Annotated in this window: 13 protein-coding genes and 1 pseudogene; 5 read left to right on the top strand and 9 right to left on the bottom strand. The window is 68.9% G+C overall.

Features of this window, described 5'->3' with window-relative positions:
* The 9 genes and pseudogenes from AC5RVD_RS06830 to AC5RVD_RS06790 all read right to left on the bottom strand — a co-directional run.
* Positions 1-334, bottom strand: a pseudogene (locus AC5RVD_RS06830) (hypothetical protein); the annotation flags it as partial.
* The gene (locus tag AC5RVD_RS06825; RefSeq protein WP_494126452.1) at positions 318-2,000 is read right to left on the bottom strand and encodes an ABC-F family ATP-binding cassette domain-containing protein; all 1,683 of its coding nucleotides are present in this window, start codon (positions 1,998-2,000) and stop codon (positions 318-320) included. The gene AC5RVD_RS06825 and the pseudogene AC5RVD_RS06830, both read right to left, overlap by 17 nt.
* Before the next feature lie 275 nt (positions 2,001-2,275).
* Positions 2,276-5,131, bottom strand: a complete 2,856-nt coding sequence (locus AC5RVD_RS06820) for a helix-turn-helix transcriptional regulator (protein WP_494126451.1) — start codon at positions 5,129-5,131, stop codon at positions 2,276-2,278.
* A 39-nt stretch (positions 5,132-5,170) separates the two neighbouring features.
* Positions 5,171-5,995 (bottom strand): fumarylacetoacetate hydrolase family protein, encoded by an 825-nt coding sequence (locus AC5RVD_RS06815; RefSeq protein WP_494126450.1) that lies wholly within the window; start codon positions 5,993-5,995, stop codon positions 5,171-5,173.
* Positions 5,996-6,101: 106 nt separating this feature from the next.
* Positions 6,102-7,097, bottom strand: a complete 996-nt coding sequence (locus AC5RVD_RS06810; protein WP_494126449.1) for a cation diffusion facilitator family transporter — start codon at positions 7,095-7,097, stop codon at positions 6,102-6,104.
* The gene (locus AC5RVD_RS06805; RefSeq protein ID WP_494126448.1) at positions 7,094-7,576 is read right to left on the bottom strand and encodes a transporter substrate-binding domain-containing protein; all 483 of its coding nucleotides are present in this window, start codon (positions 7,574-7,576) and stop codon (positions 7,094-7,096) included. Before AC5RVD_RS06805 ends, AC5RVD_RS06810 begins: the two co-directional genes overlap by 4 nt.
* 156 nt (positions 7,577-7,732) lie before the next feature.
* Positions 7,733-8,752, bottom strand: coding sequence for a PHP domain-containing protein (locus AC5RVD_RS06800; protein ID WP_494126447.1), 1,020 nt, complete (start codon positions 8,750-8,752; stop codon positions 7,733-7,735).
* A gap of 39 nt (positions 8,753-8,791) precedes the next feature.
* A complete protein-coding gene (locus AC5RVD_RS06795) occupies positions 8,792-10,231 on the bottom strand; it encodes a phytoene desaturase family protein (protein WP_494126446.1) in 1,440 nt (479 codons plus the stop codon).
* Positions 10,228-11,817, bottom strand: a complete 1,590-nt coding sequence (locus AC5RVD_RS06790; RefSeq protein ID WP_494126445.1) for a glycosyltransferase family 87 protein — start codon at positions 11,815-11,817, stop codon at positions 10,228-10,230. The genes AC5RVD_RS06795 and AC5RVD_RS06790 overlap by 4 nt, the downstream gene beginning before the upstream one ends.
* Positions 11,818-11,957: 140 nt before the next feature.
* Between AC5RVD_RS06790 and AC5RVD_RS06785 the strand changes: the two genes are divergently transcribed.
* From AC5RVD_RS06785 to AC5RVD_RS06765, 5 genes are read left to right on the top strand one after another with little or no spacing between them, the layout of a single operon-like run.
* Positions 11,958-13,187, top strand: a complete 1,230-nt coding sequence (locus AC5RVD_RS06785; protein WP_494126444.1) for a cytidylyltransferase domain-containing protein — start codon at positions 11,958-11,960, stop codon at positions 13,185-13,187.
* Positions 13,187-14,104 carry an N-acetylneuraminate synthase family protein gene (locus AC5RVD_RS06780; protein ID WP_494107057.1) on the top strand — a complete coding sequence of 306 codons (918 nt, stop codon included), beginning with the start codon at positions 13,187-13,189 and terminating at the stop codon, positions 14,102-14,104. Before AC5RVD_RS06785 ends, AC5RVD_RS06780 begins: the two co-directional genes overlap by 1 nt.
* A gap of 9 nt (positions 14,105-14,113) precedes the next feature.
* Positions 14,114-15,085 (top strand): glycosyltransferase, encoded by a 972-nt coding sequence (locus AC5RVD_RS06775; RefSeq protein ID WP_494126443.1) that lies wholly within the window; start codon positions 14,114-14,116, stop codon positions 15,083-15,085.
* Entirely contained in the window at positions 15,082-16,434 is a 1,353-nt protein-coding gene (locus tag AC5RVD_RS06770; protein ID WP_494126442.1) for a polysialyltransferase family glycosyltransferase, read from the top strand. Before AC5RVD_RS06775 ends, AC5RVD_RS06770 begins: the two co-directional genes overlap by 4 nt.
* A 10-nt stretch (positions 16,435-16,444) precedes the next feature.
* On the top strand, positions 16,445-17,557 hold the full coding sequence (locus AC5RVD_RS06765) for a hypothetical protein (protein ID WP_494126441.1): 1,113 nt from the start codon (positions 16,445-16,447) through the stop codon (positions 17,555-17,557).
* Positions 17,558-17,611: the final 54 nt, after the last annotated feature.

Below are 17,611 nucleotides of genomic sequence, written 5' to 3'. Positions count from 1 at the left end.
CCGCGCTGGCGGCCGCGATCAGCCCGCCGGCCCGGACGCTGTTGGCCGTGCCGATCCTGGCGGCGAGCGGGCCGGCCAGGGGCAGCGAGATGACCGATCCGAGGCCGAGGGCCAGCAGCAGCGCGCCGATGCTGCCGGCGCTGATGTCCAGCGTCGCCGCGGCCGCCGGGATGCGGGCCGCCCAGCTGGCGAAGACCAGCCCGTTGAGCCCGAAGATGGCGAAGGTCGCGTAGGTGGCGGCGCGGACCGGGCCGGGTGTGCCGGGCCCGCGCTTCAGGGCCTTGCTCCGCTCGACGTTCTCCCCGACACCGGGCGGCTCAGCGCTCCCGGACAACGCGTTCCTCGTCCCAGACCGGGGTTTCGCTCTCGTAGACCCTGCCGTCGGTGCCGAAGACCAAAAACCGGTCAAAGCTGCGCGCGAACCAGCGGTCGTGGGTGACGGCCAGCACCGTGCCTTCGAAGGCGTCGATGGCCCGCTCCAACGCCTCCGCGGAATGCAGGTCCAGGTTGTCGGTCGGCTCGTCGAGCAGCAGCAGGGTGGCGCCGGAGAGTTCCAGCAACAGGATCTGCAGCCGGGCCTGCTGGCCGCCGGAGAGCGAGTCGTACAGCTGTTCCGCCTGCCGGGCCAGGCCGTAGCGGTCCAGGACGGCGGCCGCGGCTTCGCGTCCCAAACCGGAGCGGTGGTCGTCGCCGCGGTGCAGGATGTCCACCAGGGAACGGCCGAGCAGGTCGGGGCGGATGTGGGTCTGCGCAAAGAAGCCGGGACGGATCCTCGCCCCGAGCTTGACGGTGCCGGCGTGCGGCACGTGGGCTATCCGGACCTCCGAGACGGGCAGGTGCTCTTTCTCCGGGTCGCTGCCGCCGCCGGCGAGCAGGCGCAGGAAGTGGGACTTGCCGGAACCGTTGGAGCCCAGCACCCCCACCCGGTCGCCGAACCAGATCTCGGTGCTGAAGGGCTTCATCAGGCCGGTCAGCTCCAGCTTGGTGGCCACCACTGCCCGCTTGGCCGTCCGCCCGCCCTTGAGCCGCATCTGCACGTTCTGTTCGATCGGCACGGCCTCCGGCGGCCCGGCCTCCAGGAACTTCTCCAGCCGGGTCTGGGCGGCGTGGTACCGATTGGCCATGTCGGAGCGGAACGCGGCCTTGTTCTTGTACATGTTCACCAGCTCTTTGAGCTTGGCGTGCTCCTCGTCCCACCGCTTGCGCAGTTCTTCGAAGCGGGCGTTGCGGTCGTCCCGGGCCTGCAGGTAACTCTCGAAGCCTCCGCCGTGGACCCAGGCCGTGGCCCCGAGGGCGCCGGGTTCGAGCGTGACGATCCGGGTGGCCGCATTGGCCAGCAGTTCACGGTCGTGGCTGACGAACAGCACCGACTTCCGGGATTCCCGCAGCTTCTCTTCCAGCCAGCGCTTGCCGGGGACGTCCAGATAGTTGTCCGGTTCGTCCAGCAGCAGCAGTTCGTCCGGGCCGGCGAAGAGCGCTTCCAGCACCAGGCGCTTTTGCTCGCCGCCGGACAGGGTCGATGCGGTGCGGTGCTGCGCGCGGTCGAAGGGCACGCCCAGGGCGGCCGTGGTGACCTCGTCCCAGACGGTCTCCTGCTCGTAGCCGCCGGCGTCGCCCCAGTCCGCGAGCGCCTGCGCATAACGCATCTGGGTGGGCTCGTCGTCGCGCTCCATCATGGCCAGCTCGGCTTCGTCCACGGCCCGTGCCGCGGCGGCGAGGGCAGGCGGGGCGGCGCCGACCAAGAGGTCGCGGACCGTGGTCCCGTCCCGGACCTGCCCGACGAACTGCCGCATGATGCCCATGGTGCCGGAGCGCGCCACGGCGCCTTCGTCCGGGGCGATGTCGCCGGCGATGATCCGCAGCAGGGTGGTCTTGCCGGTGCCGTTGGGTCCGATCAGCGCGGTTTTGGCGCCGTCGCCGACCTTGAAGCCAACGCCGTTGAGCAACTGGCGGCCGTCGGAGAGGAAATAGGCGATGTTGGAGACGTCGAGATGGGCCACGGACCCAGTCTGTCATGGTCGCGGGCATACGAAATGGCTCAAAGTCAGGCCTCCCCATTAGCCAACTCACTTCGAGCCATTTCGTGTGCGGCATCGGATCCACCGCCCTAAGGCACGTCCCCCCAACTCGGATCCGGATGCCGCCGCCTCCGGTGTGGTCTCCCGTTCCGGTTGCTGACACCTTCAATCATGGTCCCGGCGGCTTCGGTATGCCAGATTAATCCACCCTAGTTAGGAAAACCTAGGGTGTGCCGCTGCGCTAACACCGGCATGTCTCAGTCCTGCCGGTCCAGCACGGCCGCCAGTTCCTTGCGGGACGCAATCCCGAGCTTGGCGAACGACCGGGACAGGTGCCATTCCACCGCCTTGATGGTGATGAACAGTTCTGCCGCAATTTTCCGGTTTGTGAGTCCCCTGGCCGCCAGGGAGCAGACCCGGTACTCGGCCGGGGTCAGCCGGTCCGCCTTGTTCTCCGCGATCAGCGGCAGGTGCAGATCCTGCTGCGCCAGCAGGCGGGTCATGCGCCGTGCCACCGCGGCGGCCCCTATCCGGTTCCCCAGGACCAGCGCCTTGCGCGCCGCCGCCAGCGCTTCGGTCCGGAACGCCTGCAGCGCGTCCGCCTGCGCCGGCTGCAGGCAGATCTCGGCCAGGTCGGCCAGGGCCAGTGCCAGCTGGTAGCGGCCCTCATGGGCTTCGAGCAGCGAGATGGCTTCGCGCAGCATGACGACGGCGCCCGGCCCGGGCTGGGCCAGCGCGGCGGCCCGCAGCACGGTGCCGGTCAGGCGCGGAGCGCCGAAGGAGCGGACCTCTTGGAGCAGCTCGGCGGCAACCGCGGAGGCGTATTCGGTCTGCCCGGCACGGGCGGCGGATTCGATGGCGCTGCGCGTCCACAGGTTCAGCGTCGGGCCCAGACCGGCCCCGAGGTCCATGGCGGTGGCGAAGTATTCTAGCGCCAGCTGGTGGTCACCGTGTCCGGCGGCCACGACTCCGTGCAGCTGCAGCGCCATCGCCTGGACCAGCGGCACGCGTTCTTCCGCGAGCGGGACCCGTTTCAGCAGGGCGTCGGCGGCGGCAAGGTCATCCCGGGCAAGGTAGACCTCGGCCAGCGTGACGCAGGCTACCTCCAGGTACGTCCGCCAGCCGGTGTCCGCCGCCTGCATGCTCGTTTCCAGGTCCATCTGGGCCAGCCGCAGCCGCCCCCGGTTCAAGTGGATTGCACCGCGGCAGTAGGTCAGGGTGGCGTTCGCCATGGGCGAGGAGTTGGCCCGCGCCTCGGCTATGGCTGCGTCCAGCAGCTCCAGGGCCGCGGCGTCCTGTTCGGAGCCGTTGAGCGCACCGGTCGCGTAGTTGATGATGTTGGACTCCGCGCCGACTTCCGCCAGCAGTTTTCCGCCGGCGCACGCCCGCAGGGCCAATACCCCGCTGCGTTGGGCATCCGTTCCGGTCACGGTCAACCGCAGCGCCTCCTGCACCAGCAGCAGCCGGTCGCTCGGGCCGTCCTGGGCCGGGTCCTGCGCCAGGATGCTCGCCAGTTCCTGCCTGTACTCCGCCGAGAACTGCAGTTGCTGGAACCCTGCCCCTGTCGCCAGCGCAACCACCCGCCGCCTGAGCTCGGTGTGCGGGTCGCCGTCGTTGTCCAGTTCGCTCAGGGCCTGGCTGTAGTAACGCGCACTTTCCTGGATCCGGTTGATCGAATACCGGGCCTCGGCGAACTCCAGCAGCAGCTCGACGCGCGCCCGGGTGCCGCGGGTCATGGCCAGCGCCCGTCGTCCCAGGACCTCCGCCTGCGGGAGGTGGCCGGCGGCCTGATGGGCCAGCGACGCTTCAATCACGATCCGGCGCTGCAGCTCCTGTGCCAGCCCGTTCTCCGCCATGGCCCGTTCGATGAGCCGGACGGCGAACTCCGCCGCGCCGATCCGGCGGGCTCCCCCGGCGGCGTCGAGCAGGATCTCGGCCGAGGCAGGGTCGGCGCCCGGTTCGGTCGCCAGGAGGTGGCCCGCCACCACGGCGCTCTCGCTGCCCTGTGCGATCAGGGCGGCCGCCGCCCGGCCGTGCAGTTCGGCCTGCCGTTCGGGCTCCAGCGAGGCGAGCACCGCTTCGGCCACCAGGGCGTGCTGGATGCGCGGGCGGGGACGCAGGGCGCTCAGGAACCGCGCGGCGGCAAGGCGTTTCAGCACCGGGGTCAGGTCCGCCGCCGACAGCCCCGTCATGCGCGCCAGGAGTTGGTGGCTCGCGTCCTCCCCCAGGACGACGACGGCGTCCAGCACGGCGCGCTCGGTCGCCGAGAGCCGGTCGAGGCGGTCTTGAAGGACGGCGGCTTCCGCCTGGGCCTTGCCGATTGCGGCGGTATCGAGAGTTGGGCCGGCGCCGCCCTCCAGGAGCTCGTGGACATAGAACGGCGTTCCCCCCGCCGCCGCGTGGATGCGCGCCGCCACGGCATGGTCCGCGGCGGGCCTCCGGGTGGCCGTCCATTCGGCCACGGCCTGGCGGTCCAGCGGTTCCAGCGGCCAGTGCACGCGGCCATCGGCGCGGGAGGCACTGCCCCGGGCACCGCCGTCGTCGGCGTCCAGCAGCAGGGAGTCCGCCAGGATGCCGTCGCCGCGCTCTGCACCCTGGCCGGTACGCACCCCGCGCAGCAGCAGCAGCGGGACGTCGATCAGCAGGCCCGCCATGTCGGACAGCGACTGGAGCGAGAGTTCGTCGAGCCACTGGGCGTCGTCCACCACGGCGGCCACCGGTCCCTCCTGGGCCAGCGAGCGCAGCACCCAGGAGGCGGAATAGGTCAGGGCGTCCTTGTGCAGCGGACCGCCCGCGTAGGTCAGGAAGGTATGGAGCACCCGGCCCTGCCCGTCGAACGGCGGGCCGTGGTCCGGCACCTGCTGGGCCAGCGGCGCGAACCACTGCCAGAACATGGATCCGGGCAGCGAGCGGCGGGCGGCCCCGGCGGCGCGCAGCAGTTTCCAGCCGCGCGCGGAGGCATCGGCGCACACCGCCTCCAGCAGGGACGTCTTGCCGATTCCGGACGGGCCGCTGACGGTCAGTTCGAGGCTGCGGCCGGACTCCACAGCAGTGGCGAGGTCGCGCCACTGCGCCACCTCCCGGTCACGCCCAAACAGCCGTGTTTGTGCCACTCCTTGATCCTAGGACGCCGGAGGGAGAAATTCGACGTTTCAGCGCGGTTCTTCGGCCACGCAGCGGTTGTGCATCTCGCCGATTCCCTCGATCCGGGTCACCAGATGCGCGCCTGCGGGAATCCATTCCCGCGGTTTCCGGGCCAGTCCCACGCCGGCCGGGGTGCCGGTGGCCAGCAGGTCGCCGGGTTCCAGGGTCATGAATTGGCTGACGTAGGACACCAGCTGCGCGCAGGAAAAGATCAGGTCAGAGGTGTTGCCCGACTGCTTGGTCACGCCGTCCAGCTCGCATTCCACCGCCAGCCCGGCCTCCGGATCCAGCTCGTCTGCCGTGACGACGACGGGGCCCACCGGAGTCATCCGGTCCCAGTTTTTGCCCTGGAACCATTCCGAGGTGCGGCCCTGCCAGTCCCGGACCGAGACGTCGTTCATCACCGTGTAGCCGGCGATCGCGTCCCGGGCTGCGGCGTCATCGGCGTGCCGGACGCGGGAGCCGATCACCACGGTCAGCTCGGCCTCCCAGTCGATCTTCGTGCTGGCGGCGGGCAGCACTACGTCGTCCGTGGGGCCGACCAGCGCGTTCGCGTACTTGGTGAAGATCGTGGGGTACTTCGGGACCTCCTGGCCCACTTCTTTGGCGTGGGCGTAATAGTTCAGGCCGGCGCAGAGGATCTTGCCCGGGTGCAGGATCGGCAGCTGAAGTTCCGACGCCGCGGGCGCCGGGCCCTGCTCGCCGGAGAGCGTGCGCCAGTCCCCGCGCTGCAGCAGCTCTCCGACGTCCCTGGCGGGCAGGTATTCGGTGGCGTCGCCGTCCTGCCGGAACGCCTGCGTGGTCCCGTTCCGCCGTACTGTCCCCAGACGCATCTGTACCTCCTTGCGGCAGCCGTGCACCGCCGTCGTGATGTTGTTGGGCTCCGATGGCAGCCCTCTTTGCACGATATACGGTTGCTGCGTGGCGCGCGGGGAGCGTTCAGAGGTTCCTTTCGGACTGGCGCTCGGATGCTCCGCCCGCTTCCTCGGGCAGTTCGGAGACGGGCACCAGGACCAGGTCGTGGATCATCCAATGCAGATCGATGCAACCGTCTCTGGCCTCTTCGAGGACATCGACCGAAGGGACGCGGCCGTTGCGGGGGACGACGAAGGCTTCAACGTGCAGCACGTGGCCCTGGTCGCGGACACGCGAGCCGGCTTGTTCGACCCATTCCAGTTGGCGCAGATAATCATCGATGCGTTCGATCAGCGGGTGGGGCTCCGAGTCATCGTAGGTGGTGGCCCGGGTGTCCATCAGGTCGGTGACGGAGCCTCGCATGTTTTTGTAGCCGTCGCGCAGAATTCCTCCGGCGATGAACAGCGCGGCGGCGGCGTCGGCCCACCAAAGCCCGACCCCGATGCCCGCGACCCCGACGATGGAGCCGGCGGCCGTCATCCAGTCCGCCTTGTTCATGTCCGCATCGGCATAGAGGACTTTGTCGTGCAGTTGCTCGGCGAGTTTTTCTTTGGCCCGGCCCAGCAGTACCGGCGGTACGGCAGTCGCTGCCATGACGGCGATCATGAGCCACCCGAGCCAGATGGTGTGGCCCAGCAGCTGGACCGATCCGATGGGCGGATGCTCCCCTTTCAGCAGGCCCATGCCGGAGTCAATCACCAGGAACGCGCCCATGGTGCAGAGCGCCACCGCCGCCACAAGATGCGCGATCCCGGTTGACCGGTGGTATCCGTAGGGGTATTTCCTGGTGGGCGGCCGGTTGATGATTTTCATGGCCAGCAGGAACGCGATGGGTGGGGCGAAGGAGAGCATGTCTTCGATCCAGGCCGCCTTCATCGCCTGTGAATTGCCCATGACCAGAAAGACCAGGGTGACCGACACTGCCAGGACGGCGATGGTGATCCACTGGATCCTGATTGCCCGCCGGAGGGCCTTTTCCTGCTGATCGGGCAGCTCGGTGCGGCCGAATTTGGTATTCATCCCTGTCCCTTCCGATCGAGAAGAAACTTTTCCAGTTCCCGCAGGAAGGCGTTTTCGCCCATCCTCGACGCCATGACGTATTTCTCTTTTCCTCCGTCGGGGGCCTGGCCCTCGGCGTAGGGCTGGGTCAGGGCGGCTTTGTCCGACCACGGCGATTTTTTCGTCAGGCCTCCGATGACGAGGTCCAGCTCGCCGCGTTCGAGCTGCCCCATCAGGGATTCCTCGCCGGCAGTTGTCCATTCAACGGTTGCTCCACGGGCAGCAGCGAATTGCTTCACCAAGTCTGCCTCCGACCCTGCCGGGTCCTCGCCGTCCCGCACTGACGTCCAGGGCGGGTTGTGCGAGACACCCACTCTGAGGGTTCCGCCGGTGATGCGGTTCAACGTTCCTTCCGGATCCGCAGGCACCTGCAGCCCGCAGGAGGCCATCAGCAGCATGACCAGCGCCGCCACGGCCGCCTTCGAAAAACTGTTCAGCATACTTCAGGACCATAACCGAATGATCGCCGAATTTCGGGCGCTCTGATCGTTACTCGGGCTCGGCGCCGGCGGGCCTGCGATCCGATTCCGCAAGGGCGGCGGAATCGGTTGACAGCAGGGCGGGGTGCCGGCCGCCCGGGTCCACTCGAGCAGGGGCTACCGGCCCTCGCGGCACCACTCGAGCAGGCGCTCCACCGGCCAGGTAGTGATGATCCGTTCGGCCGGGACGCCGTTTGCGGCCGCCCGTTCGGCGCCGTAGTGGAGGAAGTCGAGCTGACCGGGCGCGTGGGCGTCGCTGTCGATGCTGAACAGGCAGCCGGCGTCGAGGGCCAGCTGGATGAGCTCGTCCGGAGGGTCCTGCCGCTCGGGTCGGGAGTTGATTTCGACCGCAACGTTGTTCTCCGCGCAGGCGGCGAACACGCGCCCGGCGTCGAACTCCGACTGCGGGCGCGTTCCCCGTGATCCCTTGACCAGCCGCCCCGTGCAGTGGCCCAGCACGTTGGTGCGCGGGTTCTCGATGGCGCCGAGCATCCTGCGGGTCATGGTGCCCCGGTCCGACCTCAACTTGGAATGCACGCTGGCGACCACCACATCCAGCCGGTCGAGCATCTCCGGCGACTGGTCCAGTTCGCCGCTCTCCAGGATGTCGGCTTCAATCCCGGTCAGCACCCGGAAGCCGTCCGCTCCGGCGTTGAGCTCCTCGACCAGCTCAAGCTGCCTAACCAGCCGCTCCGCACTCAGGCCATTGGCAACCGTGAGGTTCGGCGAGTGGTCGGTCAGGGCGAGGTAGTCGCGGCCGAGCCAGCGGGCGGCATCGGCCATGGCTTCCGGCGGCGAGCCGCCGTCGGACCAGTCGCTGTGGCTGTGCAGATCGCCGCGCAGGGCCTGGTGCAGCTCGTGGCCTCCCTCGGCCAGGGGTGCGGCGGCGCGCTCCCGCACCTTCGCCAGATAGTCGGGGACCTCGCCGTCGACCGCCTGCTGGATCACCACGAAGGTGCTGGAACCGATCCCTTTCATGCTCTTCAGCCGGCCGGTGCGCGCCCGCTCGGCGAGTTCGCCGGGATCCAACCCGCCGGCGACCGCAGCTGCCCTCCGGAACGCCTGCACTTTGTACGTGGGGGCGAGTTCGCGCTCCAGCCAGAAGGCGATTTCGTTCAAGGCCGCGACAGGATCCATGGGACCATCTTCCACTGGCACCGCCCGCTGAGCCATGGCTTACGGACTCAGGGACGGGACAGCCAGCCCGAATTGCTCCCGCAGAGCCAGTTCGGCGGCGCGGTAGCCGGCCATGCCGTGCACGCCCGGGCCGGGCGGCGTCCCGGCCGAGCACAAATAGACGCCGTGCAGCGGGGTCTGCCAGGGCTTCCGGCTCAGCACCGGACGCGCCGCGAGCTGCGGGAGGCTGACGGCCCCGGTCCCGAAGTCGCCGCCGACGTAGTTGGGATTGTAGGCCTCGTAGTCGGCCGCGGACATGCTGGCCGAATCCACCACGAGGTCGGTAAAGCCGGGGGCGGCACGCTCCAGCGCAGCGGTGATGACCGGCTCCATGTCCCGGGTGGAACCGCCCGGAACGTGGCAATAGGTCCAGAGCACGTGGCGCCCCGCGGGCGCGCGGGACGGATCGACCACGGCGGGCTGCGCGGTCAGGATCACCGGATCCTCCGAGTGCCGGCCGCGGGCGATGTCCCGCTCGGAGGCTGCCATCTGTTCCCGCGTGCCGCCCAGATGCACGGTGCCGGCCCGGCGCAGGTCCGGATGGTTCCACGGAACCGGCCCGGACAGGATGTAGTCCACCTTGGCCGCCCCGGGTCCGTAGCGGAAGCGCTGCAGGGCGCGCGCATAGCGGGACGGGAGCCGGCCGCCGGCCAGCCGCAGCAGCTCGGTGGGCGAGGTATCCAGCATCACTGCCTCGGCGTCGGTCAGCTCGGCGAGCGAGGAGACCCGGTGCCCGGTCTCCAGCCGGCCGCCGTGGGCCTGCAGATCCTCGACCAAGGCGTCGATGATGGCCTGGGATCCCCGGGCGGGCAGGGGGAAGCCAACGGCATGGGCGAGCGCGCCGAGCATCAGCCCCGCACCCGCGGACGAGAGGCGGCGCACCCCGCCGGTCGTGTGTGCGGCGACGCCGGTCAGCAGCGCCGGTGCGAACTGTTCCTTAAAGCGCAGGTTCCAGGCGGGTGAGCCCTGCTCCAGGGCACGGAGCCCGTATCGGAAGGCCGTGACCGGGCTCGAGGGCACTTGGAGGAGCTGGTCCATGGTGAACTCGAGCAGCGCGTCGGTCCGGGCGACGAGCGGCTCCATCAGCTGCCGGTACGCGCCGCCGTCGGCCCCCAGCCCGTCCACGGTCCGGTTAAGGTCGCGATGGGCCACCGCCGCGGCGGCCCCGTGGATCACCTGGCCGTAGGAGACGTCCGGCACCAGCAGTTCGATCCGCTGGTCCAGCCCGAAGTCCCGGAAAAACGGCGAGGCCGCGGCCATCGGATGTACCGCGGAGCAGACGTCGTGCCAGTGGCCCGGCTCCATCAGTTCCACCGTGCGCGAGCCGCCGCCGGGCGTGGCTGCCGCTTCGAAGACTGTGACGCCGAGGCCCGCGCGCGCCATGATGACGGCCGCGGCCAACCCGTTCGGCCCGGCGCCGACTACCGCTACATCCGTCACGTTGGATCTCCTTCCCGCTGTTGCTTCCACCTTGTGGCCTGCGCACCCTCACCGGCAATGCCCCGCCAGGTCGAAGGCCGCCGCGCGGCTTCCATGCCGGGCGAAGCATATTCGGTCTGCCCGTTCGCCGTGGCGGCCGCCGAACCTGCACTGCTGCCTCGGGCGCGGTCCGGAAGCGGCAGGGTGAACTTGTCCGGCGCCCCGTTGTACTCCCCGCCCTGCGGGTCGTCGGTGCCCACGCGGCGGACCGGATCATGCCCCGGCAGCCAGATGGCACGCACCACCTTCCCCGCTATGTATGCCGTTGCTGCAATATGCGCTAGTACGGCGAGTACGTAGTACGGGGCGTCCAGGTTGCGTGCCGCTTCGCCGCCGCTCGTCACCTGGCCCAGATGCATCCAGGTGGCCCACCAGTGCATCGCCTCGAAGAACTGCCAGATCAGGAAGTCGCGCCACCGGGGATGGGCGAGTACGGCCAGCGGGACCAGCCACACCACGAATTGCGGCGAGTAGACCTTGTTGGTGAGCACGAAGGCCGCCACGACCAGGAAAACCAGCGACGCCATCCGCGGGCGCCTCGGCGCCGCCAACGCCAGGAGCGCGATGCCCGCGCAGGCGGCCGCAAACAGGAGGAAGGAGGCGGCGTTGATGAATTCGGGGCTGAGGACGGGCAGCTGCTGCCGTTGCGCCGTCAGGTTGTAGGCGTACCAGATCGACGAATGACCGGCTTCGCGCTGCCGGCTGTAGTCGAGGAAGTGGAACCAGCCGTCGAAGTCCCGCAGCATGAACGGAAGATTGACCGCCAGCCAGGTCGCGGCCGCCGCCAGGGCGGACCGGACCAGGGGCCGGTACCTGCCGGTCCGCACCGCCAGCAGCAGGATGGGCCCGAAGATCAGCACCGGGTACAACTTGAGCGCGGCGCCGAGGGCGATGAGCACCCCGGCCAGGCCCGGGCGGCGCCGTGCGAAGGCGAGCATCGCCAGGGCCGCCAGCATTGCGGCCCAGAGGTCCCAGTTGATCGTCCCGGCGAGCACAATGCCCGGTGCCAGCGCCACCATCGCCGCGTCCCAGGGCCGCCGGTGGCTCATCCGCGCCGTCGCGATGACGGTGACCAGCCAAACCACGGCCACCAAGGTGGCGTTGATATCGAAATACGCCAGGGACCGTTCCGGGGACGCGCCCTCCCCGGGAACCAGCCACGCCGTCGCCCCGGCCACCAGTCCCAGCAACACGGGGTACTCGAAGGAACTTCCCGCCGTGACGAACGGCATCACACCCTCGGCCAGGCCGCGGGACTCGAACAGCACCGGCCAGTCCGAATAGCAGCCCATGTAGAAATAGTCCGGCAACTCCCACCCGGCCAGCCGGCACGGCGTCTTGACCAGAACGGAAAGCAGCGCGGCGAGCGTGGTCAAGATGATCAGCACCCGCTCCACGGTGAAAAATCCGGGCGAGACCAGGCCCGGGGCGCTGTGCCGGCCCAACGGTCCGCCCACCATTTCGGTGAACTGCCTCAGGAGCGGGTCGTTACGGCTGGGCACCACTATGCGCAGCGGCGTGCGGCGCGAAGAGCGAAACCCGGGCATGGTTCAAGACTACTGTCGGCGGCACCATCGGCCGCAGAGCCGGGTCCGTGCGGCAGGTTACCCATTTCGTCCGCTGTTGCACGCCTTCCCGTAACCTGGTCCACCCCCGGCCGTTACCGGTGCTTCCTAGCGTGACTCCAATGAGTTACAAAGACCCCCGGGAAGTCCTGGTCGTCATCCCGGCCCGCGGCGGTTCCAAGGGGATCCCGTTCAAGAACCTGTCGCCGGTGGCCGGGCAAAGCCTCGTGGCGCGCGCAATCGACAGTGCCTTGGCGGCCCCGTCGGTGACCGACGTCGTCGTCAGCACCGACCATCCGGACATCGCGGCCGAAGCCGAACGATGCGGCGCCCGCGTCGTCATCCGCCCCGCGGAGCTTTCCGGGGACACCGCCACCAGCGAATCCGCCGTGCTGCACGTGCTCGCCGCGCTGCCCCGGCGGCCGGCGGTCACCGTCCTGCTGCAGTGCACCTCGCCGTTCATTGAACCGGAGCACCTGGACCGGGCCGTCCTGCACGTGCTGGAGGACCGCGCCGACGTCGCCTTCTCCGTCACGGAGAGCCACGCGTTCCATTGGTCGCTTGACGACGACGGTGCCGTCACCGCCGTCGGGCACAGCGCCGACGTGCGGCCCCGCCGCCAGGACCGCCGGCCGCAGTACCGCGAGACAGGGGCGTTCTACGCCATGCGCACCGAGGGTTTCCTCGAACGCGGGCACCGTTTCTTCGGCCGGTTGAAGCTGCAGGAAGTGCCCGCCGGGCAGGCCGTCGAAATCGACTCGCTGGAAGACCTCGACGTGGTCCGGGCACTGGCGAGCCGGGCGGGCGCCCCGGTGGCCGGCGCGGTCGACGTGGACGCCCTGGTCATGGACTTCGACGGCGTCCACACCGACGACCACGCCTTCGTGAATGCCGAGGGCGAAGAGTTTGTCCGCGTCAGCCGCGAGGACGGCATGGGAATCGCCCGGCTGCGCAGCACCGGCATTCCGCAACTGATTTTGTCCACCGAACGCAACAAGGTGGTCAGCGCCCGGGCCGGGAAGCTCGGCATCGACGTCCTCCAGGACGTCTCGGACAAGGCCGGAGCGGTCCGCCAGTGGATGGCCGCGAACCGGCTGGATCCCGACCGGGTTGCCTACGTGGGCAACGACGTCAACGACCTGCCCGCCATGGGCGTCGTTGGTTGGCCGGTGGCCGTGGGCGACGCCCGCGCCGAGGTCAAGGCTGCGGCACGGACCGTGCTGCAGCATCACGGCGGCGAAGGTGCGGTCCGCGAAATCTGCGAACTCATCCTCGCCGCCCACAGCGGTGCCGCCGACGAGCGCCGCCGGCAACAAGCCACCACAGCAGCAACAACAGAAAGAGTGCACTGATGACTACCGAAGCTACCGTTTCCGCCAATGTTCCCGCCGGTTCCCCGGCGCCCGTCGCGATCGGCGACGTGCAGGTCGGGGCCGGCCAGCCGGTTTACGTGATCGGCGAGATCGGCATCAACCACAACGGTGACATCGAAATCGCCAAGCAGCTGATCGACGTCGCCGCCGAGGCCGGCGCGAACGCGGTGAAGTTCCAGAAGCGCACCCCGGAGATCTCCACCCCCGCGGACATGCGGGACAAGATGCGCTCCACCCCGTGGGGCGAGATGACCTACCTGGACTACCGGTACCGCGTTGAGTTCGACATGCCGATCTACCAGAAGCTGATCTCCCACGCCGCCGACCGGGGCCTGCACTGCTTCGCCTCGCCGTGGGACGTGCCCTCGGTCGCGTTCATGGAGGAAGCCGGCGCGCTGACCCACAAGGTCGCCTCCGCCTCCGTGACCGACCTTGAACTGCTCACCGCGCTGCGCGAGACCGGCAAGCCGGTGATCCTTTCCACCGGCATGTCCACGATCGAGCAGATCGACAAGGCCGTGGAGGTTCTGGGCACGGACAAGCTGATCCTGATGCACGCCACCTCCACCTACCCGCTGCCGCCGGAAGAGGCGAACCTGCGGATGATCACCACCCTGCAGGAGCGTTACCAGGTGCCGGTCGGCTACTCCGGGCACGAACGCGGCCTGCAGATCTCGCTGGCCGCCGTGGCCCTGGGCGCCGTGACGGTGGAACGACACATCACCCTGGACCGGACCATGTGGGGATCGGACCAGGCGTCCTCGCTGGAGCCCAAGGGCTTCGAGGCGCTGATCCGCGACATCCGGATTCTGGAAGAGGCCATGGGCGACGGCGTCAAGCGCGTCTTCCCGGGCGAACTGGCACCGCTGTCCCGCCTGCGCCGGGTGGACGGCTAACCACACGTCATGAACCAGCCATTACTGAGCGTCATCATCCCGGCGAAAGACCAGGCCCCTTTCATCCGCGACGCGATGACCAGCCTGACCCGCCAGTTCGATGATCCCTCGGTCATGGAAATCATCGTCGTCGATGACGGTTCCACCGACGGTACCGGGGAGCTGGCCGCCGCCTTCACCGGCCGGCTCCCCGGCCTGCGCATCCTCCGCAACGACGCCGCGACCGGCCTGGCCGCAGCCCGCAACAAAGGACTGGACGCCTCCACCGGACGCTACATCGCCTTCTTCGACCCGGATGACTGGTACGCGCCCGGCCACCTGTCACGCATCACCGCCGAGATCATGGAGCTGGGGGTGGACTTCCTGCGCGTGGACCACGTCCGGCACGCCAATGGAATCCGGACCATCCATCGCGCGCCGCAGGCAGTGCGCGGCGTTGCCCTCGACCCCCGCCAGGACATCGGACCCGTCGACGCCTCAAGCATGGTGGACTATCCGTTCGCTCCCTTCGGCATCTTCGACGGCGCGCTAAAGGACGCCGGGCTGCTGCACTTTGTGGACGGCCTGCACACCGCCGAGGACCGTCCGTGGATTTGGCGCCTGCATCTGGAGGCAACCTCCTACGCGGTTTCGGACCAGTTGGGCGCTTTCTATCGCCGCGGCGTCGCGACGTCCTTAAGCCAGATATTCGACCGCAGGCAGTTGGACTTCCTGCGCAGCTACGCCGAGGTCTTTCGACTGGTGGCCGCAGACCGCGAGGCAGACCGTTTTCGGCCGAAAGCGATCCGGCAATTCTTGGCCATCGCCTGCCATCATCTCGATCGGTCGGACTCGATGTCCAAAGCTGTCCGCCGGGAACTAACGTCCGGGATCCGCGCTGCCGTCGCCAGCCTTCCGGCCCCCGCGGTCAGCGGCTGTTTGGCGGCCCTGGACAAGAACCGGCGTCAGAAGCTGGCAACAGCGATCGGAACAGTGAAGTGAAAGAACTCTTCGTCGTATCAACCCTCTACCAGGTCGTCTCGCTTGCCGCGGCCGTGGACGACGGGACCGTGCCCGAAACCGGCGCCGAACGCATCCTCGTGTTGACCAACAACGCGATGATTCCGGAGATCACCGTCCCGTTCCACGAGTCGCCGGGCTTCACCGAAGCCGCCCGCAGGTTCGACCGCGTGGTGGACCTCGGCAAGCTGCTCTGGCCCCGGCGGCCGGGGCAGTTCAATCCGCGCGAACAAGACCTGGATCTGTGGCAAAAGCTGCTGCGCTCGGAATGGGATCTGGGCGACGCCCCGGTCCATCTTTACGTCGAGTCCATCCAGGTCAACCCTGCGGTTGCCCTGGCCCGGACCTTCGCCCGGGCCGCCGTCTCGGTACATTCGGACGGCCTGATGAGCTACGGCCCCACGCGCAACCCTGTCCCGATGGCCGTGGCCCAGCGGCTCGACTCCCTGCTGTATGTGGACCTTGTCCCGGGGCTGCGCCCGCAGTTGTTGCGCGAGCATGACCCCAAGCTGCTGCCGGTGGATCCGGCCTCCCTGCGCCGCGCCATGGAGGAGTTGAACCGGTCGGTGCCGCCCATGGTGCTTCCGGTGTCCAAACCGGAGGCCGCCGCTGGAAGCGCGCTGCTGCTGGGCCAGTACCTGGCCGAACTCGGAATCCTGTCGGCCGAGGAAGAAGTGGCGCTGCACCGCCGGATGATCGAAAAGGCCGTGGAACGGGGGCTGCGGCACTGCATCTTCAAACCCCATCCCAGCGCCGGCCCGGGAGCCGTGCGCTCCGTCCAGTCGGCGGCCGGGGACCTCGGCGTACAGCTGGATATCCTGGAGTCTTCGCTACCCGCGGAAGTGGTGATGCAGCGTCTGCAGCCGCAGTTGGTGGTCAGCTGTTTCTCCACCGCCCTCATGACCGCCAAGTACCTGTTCGACATCGAAGCGGCGGCGGTGGGAACGGAGCTGCTGCTGGAGCGGCTGACTCCGTACGAAAACAGCAACCGCGTGCCGGTCACCATCATCGACGCGATCCTGGAACGGAACTTCCAAGCCCCGGACCAGGAGGCGGCAGACACTCCACCTGCCGGCCGCCTGCAGCAACTGGTCGAGGCCGTCTCCTACTGCATGCAGGCCGATACGCTGGCAGCAGGCCGCCGGAGTGCGGAGACTTATCTGCACCACATCCAGGACGGACCCCACATGCGCTACTTCAAGCGGCGGCGGCTGACCAAGCTTCAGCTGCCGGGCGGATTGCCGCCGGCCGTGGCCGCCCATCCGCTGGCCAAAGTCGGGCGGATGGGCCGGCGAGCGGTCCGCAAACTCCGGCCACGGGTTGCCTCGTGAGGCAGGCGCGATGACGGAAACAGCGATCACCGCGGACTTCCTTTCCCAGCTTGGAGCGGCGGCGGACGGCCGTCCGACCGGTCGGCCCGTCGGGTCCAAGACGCAGCGGGGGCGCCGGAGCGAACTGGTGCGCCCGCGCTTCGGCCGGGCTGCCGTCTGGGCCGAGTCCCCCTTGCAGTTGCTCAGCGCGGTCGAGGCACACGGTGCCGGCCTGCTGGGTCAGGAAACGCTCATCTACCCCCGCAGCGATGCCGTAGGCATGGACAGCACCCTGCAGTCTCTGATGGAACAGGTGCCGAGCGGCGTCCGGTTCGCGCCGCCGTCGGCCGCCCTCCCTGCCGTGCGCAACAAAAAGCTCGACCGCTGGGTCACCGGCGACGCCTACTCCGGCAAGGTCCAAGCGGAACTGTTGCGCGGCGTCGGCGCGGACGAACTGGTTATCGTGGACGACGGCCTGGCGACGCTGAGCCTGCTGCACATGCTGGTCAGCGTGCGACCCGTCCCGCTGATCCGACCGCGGGCCGTGCCGACCACCCGCCGCAAGGCGCTGGGCCTGGCCACCTGGTGGACCCTGCGCCGGATGGCCAGCCAGGGCCGGCTGCTGGTGTTCACGGCATTGGCCGTTCAGCCGGCAGTGGAGAAGAAGTTCCGGGCCCTCGGCGGGCATTTGGAACGGCACCGTTTCGAGTGGCTGGGCACCCAGCCTGTCACCGAGAACATCAGCGAACCGACGATTGTGGTCGGTTCGGCCATGCCCGCCGACGGACTGATCCGGGCGGAGCCATACCTGGACTGGGTGCGGTCGCTGACCGACGACGGACCGGTGGCGTATTTCCCGCACCGCCGTGAACAACTGGAACTGCTTAGCGTCTTGGCGGAGCATCCGCTGATCCGCGTCAAGCAACACACCATTCCGGTGGAAATGCGCCTGCGCGGCCTCCGGCCCGGGCAGGTAGTCCGCGCCCTGCCGTCCACGGTGCTGGCCTCGCTGCGCCTGATCCTTGCCCCTTCCGGCGTACCGCTGAAGGGGCAGCCGGTACCGGACGACTGGTGGCTGCCCGAGACAACCGAAGAACTGCGCCGGCACTTGAGCAGCTCCCTGGGCCACGGAGGCAATCGGTGACGGCGGATCCGCGGCAAGCCGCTACACCCGCGGCCGCCGGGCGCCACCCGATTC

This window comes from Arthrobacter sp. THG-b23, assembly GCF_059091265.1.
This window is presented reverse-complemented; position numbering and strand designations above follow the sequence as displayed.

Bases quoted from the DNA above. Each gene is read 5' to 3' on its own strand.
- AC5RVD_RS06790 (WP_494126445.1), bottom strand. From the start codon at position 11,817: ATGCCCGGGTTTCGCTCTTCGCGCCGCACGCCGCTGCGCATAGTGGTG.
- AC5RVD_RS06775 (WP_494126443.1), top strand. From the start codon at position 14,114: ATGAACCAGCCATTACTGAGCGTCATCATCCCGGCGAAAGACCAGGCC.
- AC5RVD_RS06815 (WP_494126450.1), bottom strand. From the start codon at position 5,995: ATGCGTCTGGGGACAGTACGGCGGAACGGGACCACGCAGGCGTTCCGG.
- AC5RVD_RS06800 (WP_494126447.1), bottom strand. From the start codon at position 8,752: ATGGATCCTGTCGCGGCCTTGAACGAAATCGCCTTCTGGCTGGAGCGC.
- AC5RVD_RS06785 (WP_494126444.1), top strand. From the start codon at position 11,958: ATGAGTTACAAAGACCCCCGGGAAGTCCTGGTCGTCATCCCGGCCCGC.
- AC5RVD_RS06765 (WP_494126441.1), top strand. From the start codon at position 16,445: ATGACGGAAACAGCGATCACCGCGGACTTCCTTTCCCAGCTTGGAGCG.
- AC5RVD_RS06780 (WP_494107057.1), top strand. From the start codon at position 13,187: ATGACTACCGAAGCTACCGTTTCCGCCAATGTTCCCGCCGGTTCCCCG.
- AC5RVD_RS06805 (WP_494126448.1), bottom strand. From the start codon at position 7,576: ATGCTGAACAGTTTTTCGAAGGCGGCCGTGGCGGCGCTGGTCATGCTG.
- AC5RVD_RS06810 (WP_494126449.1), bottom strand. From the start codon at position 7,097: ATGAATACCAAATTCGGCCGCACCGAGCTGCCCGATCAGCAGGAAAAG.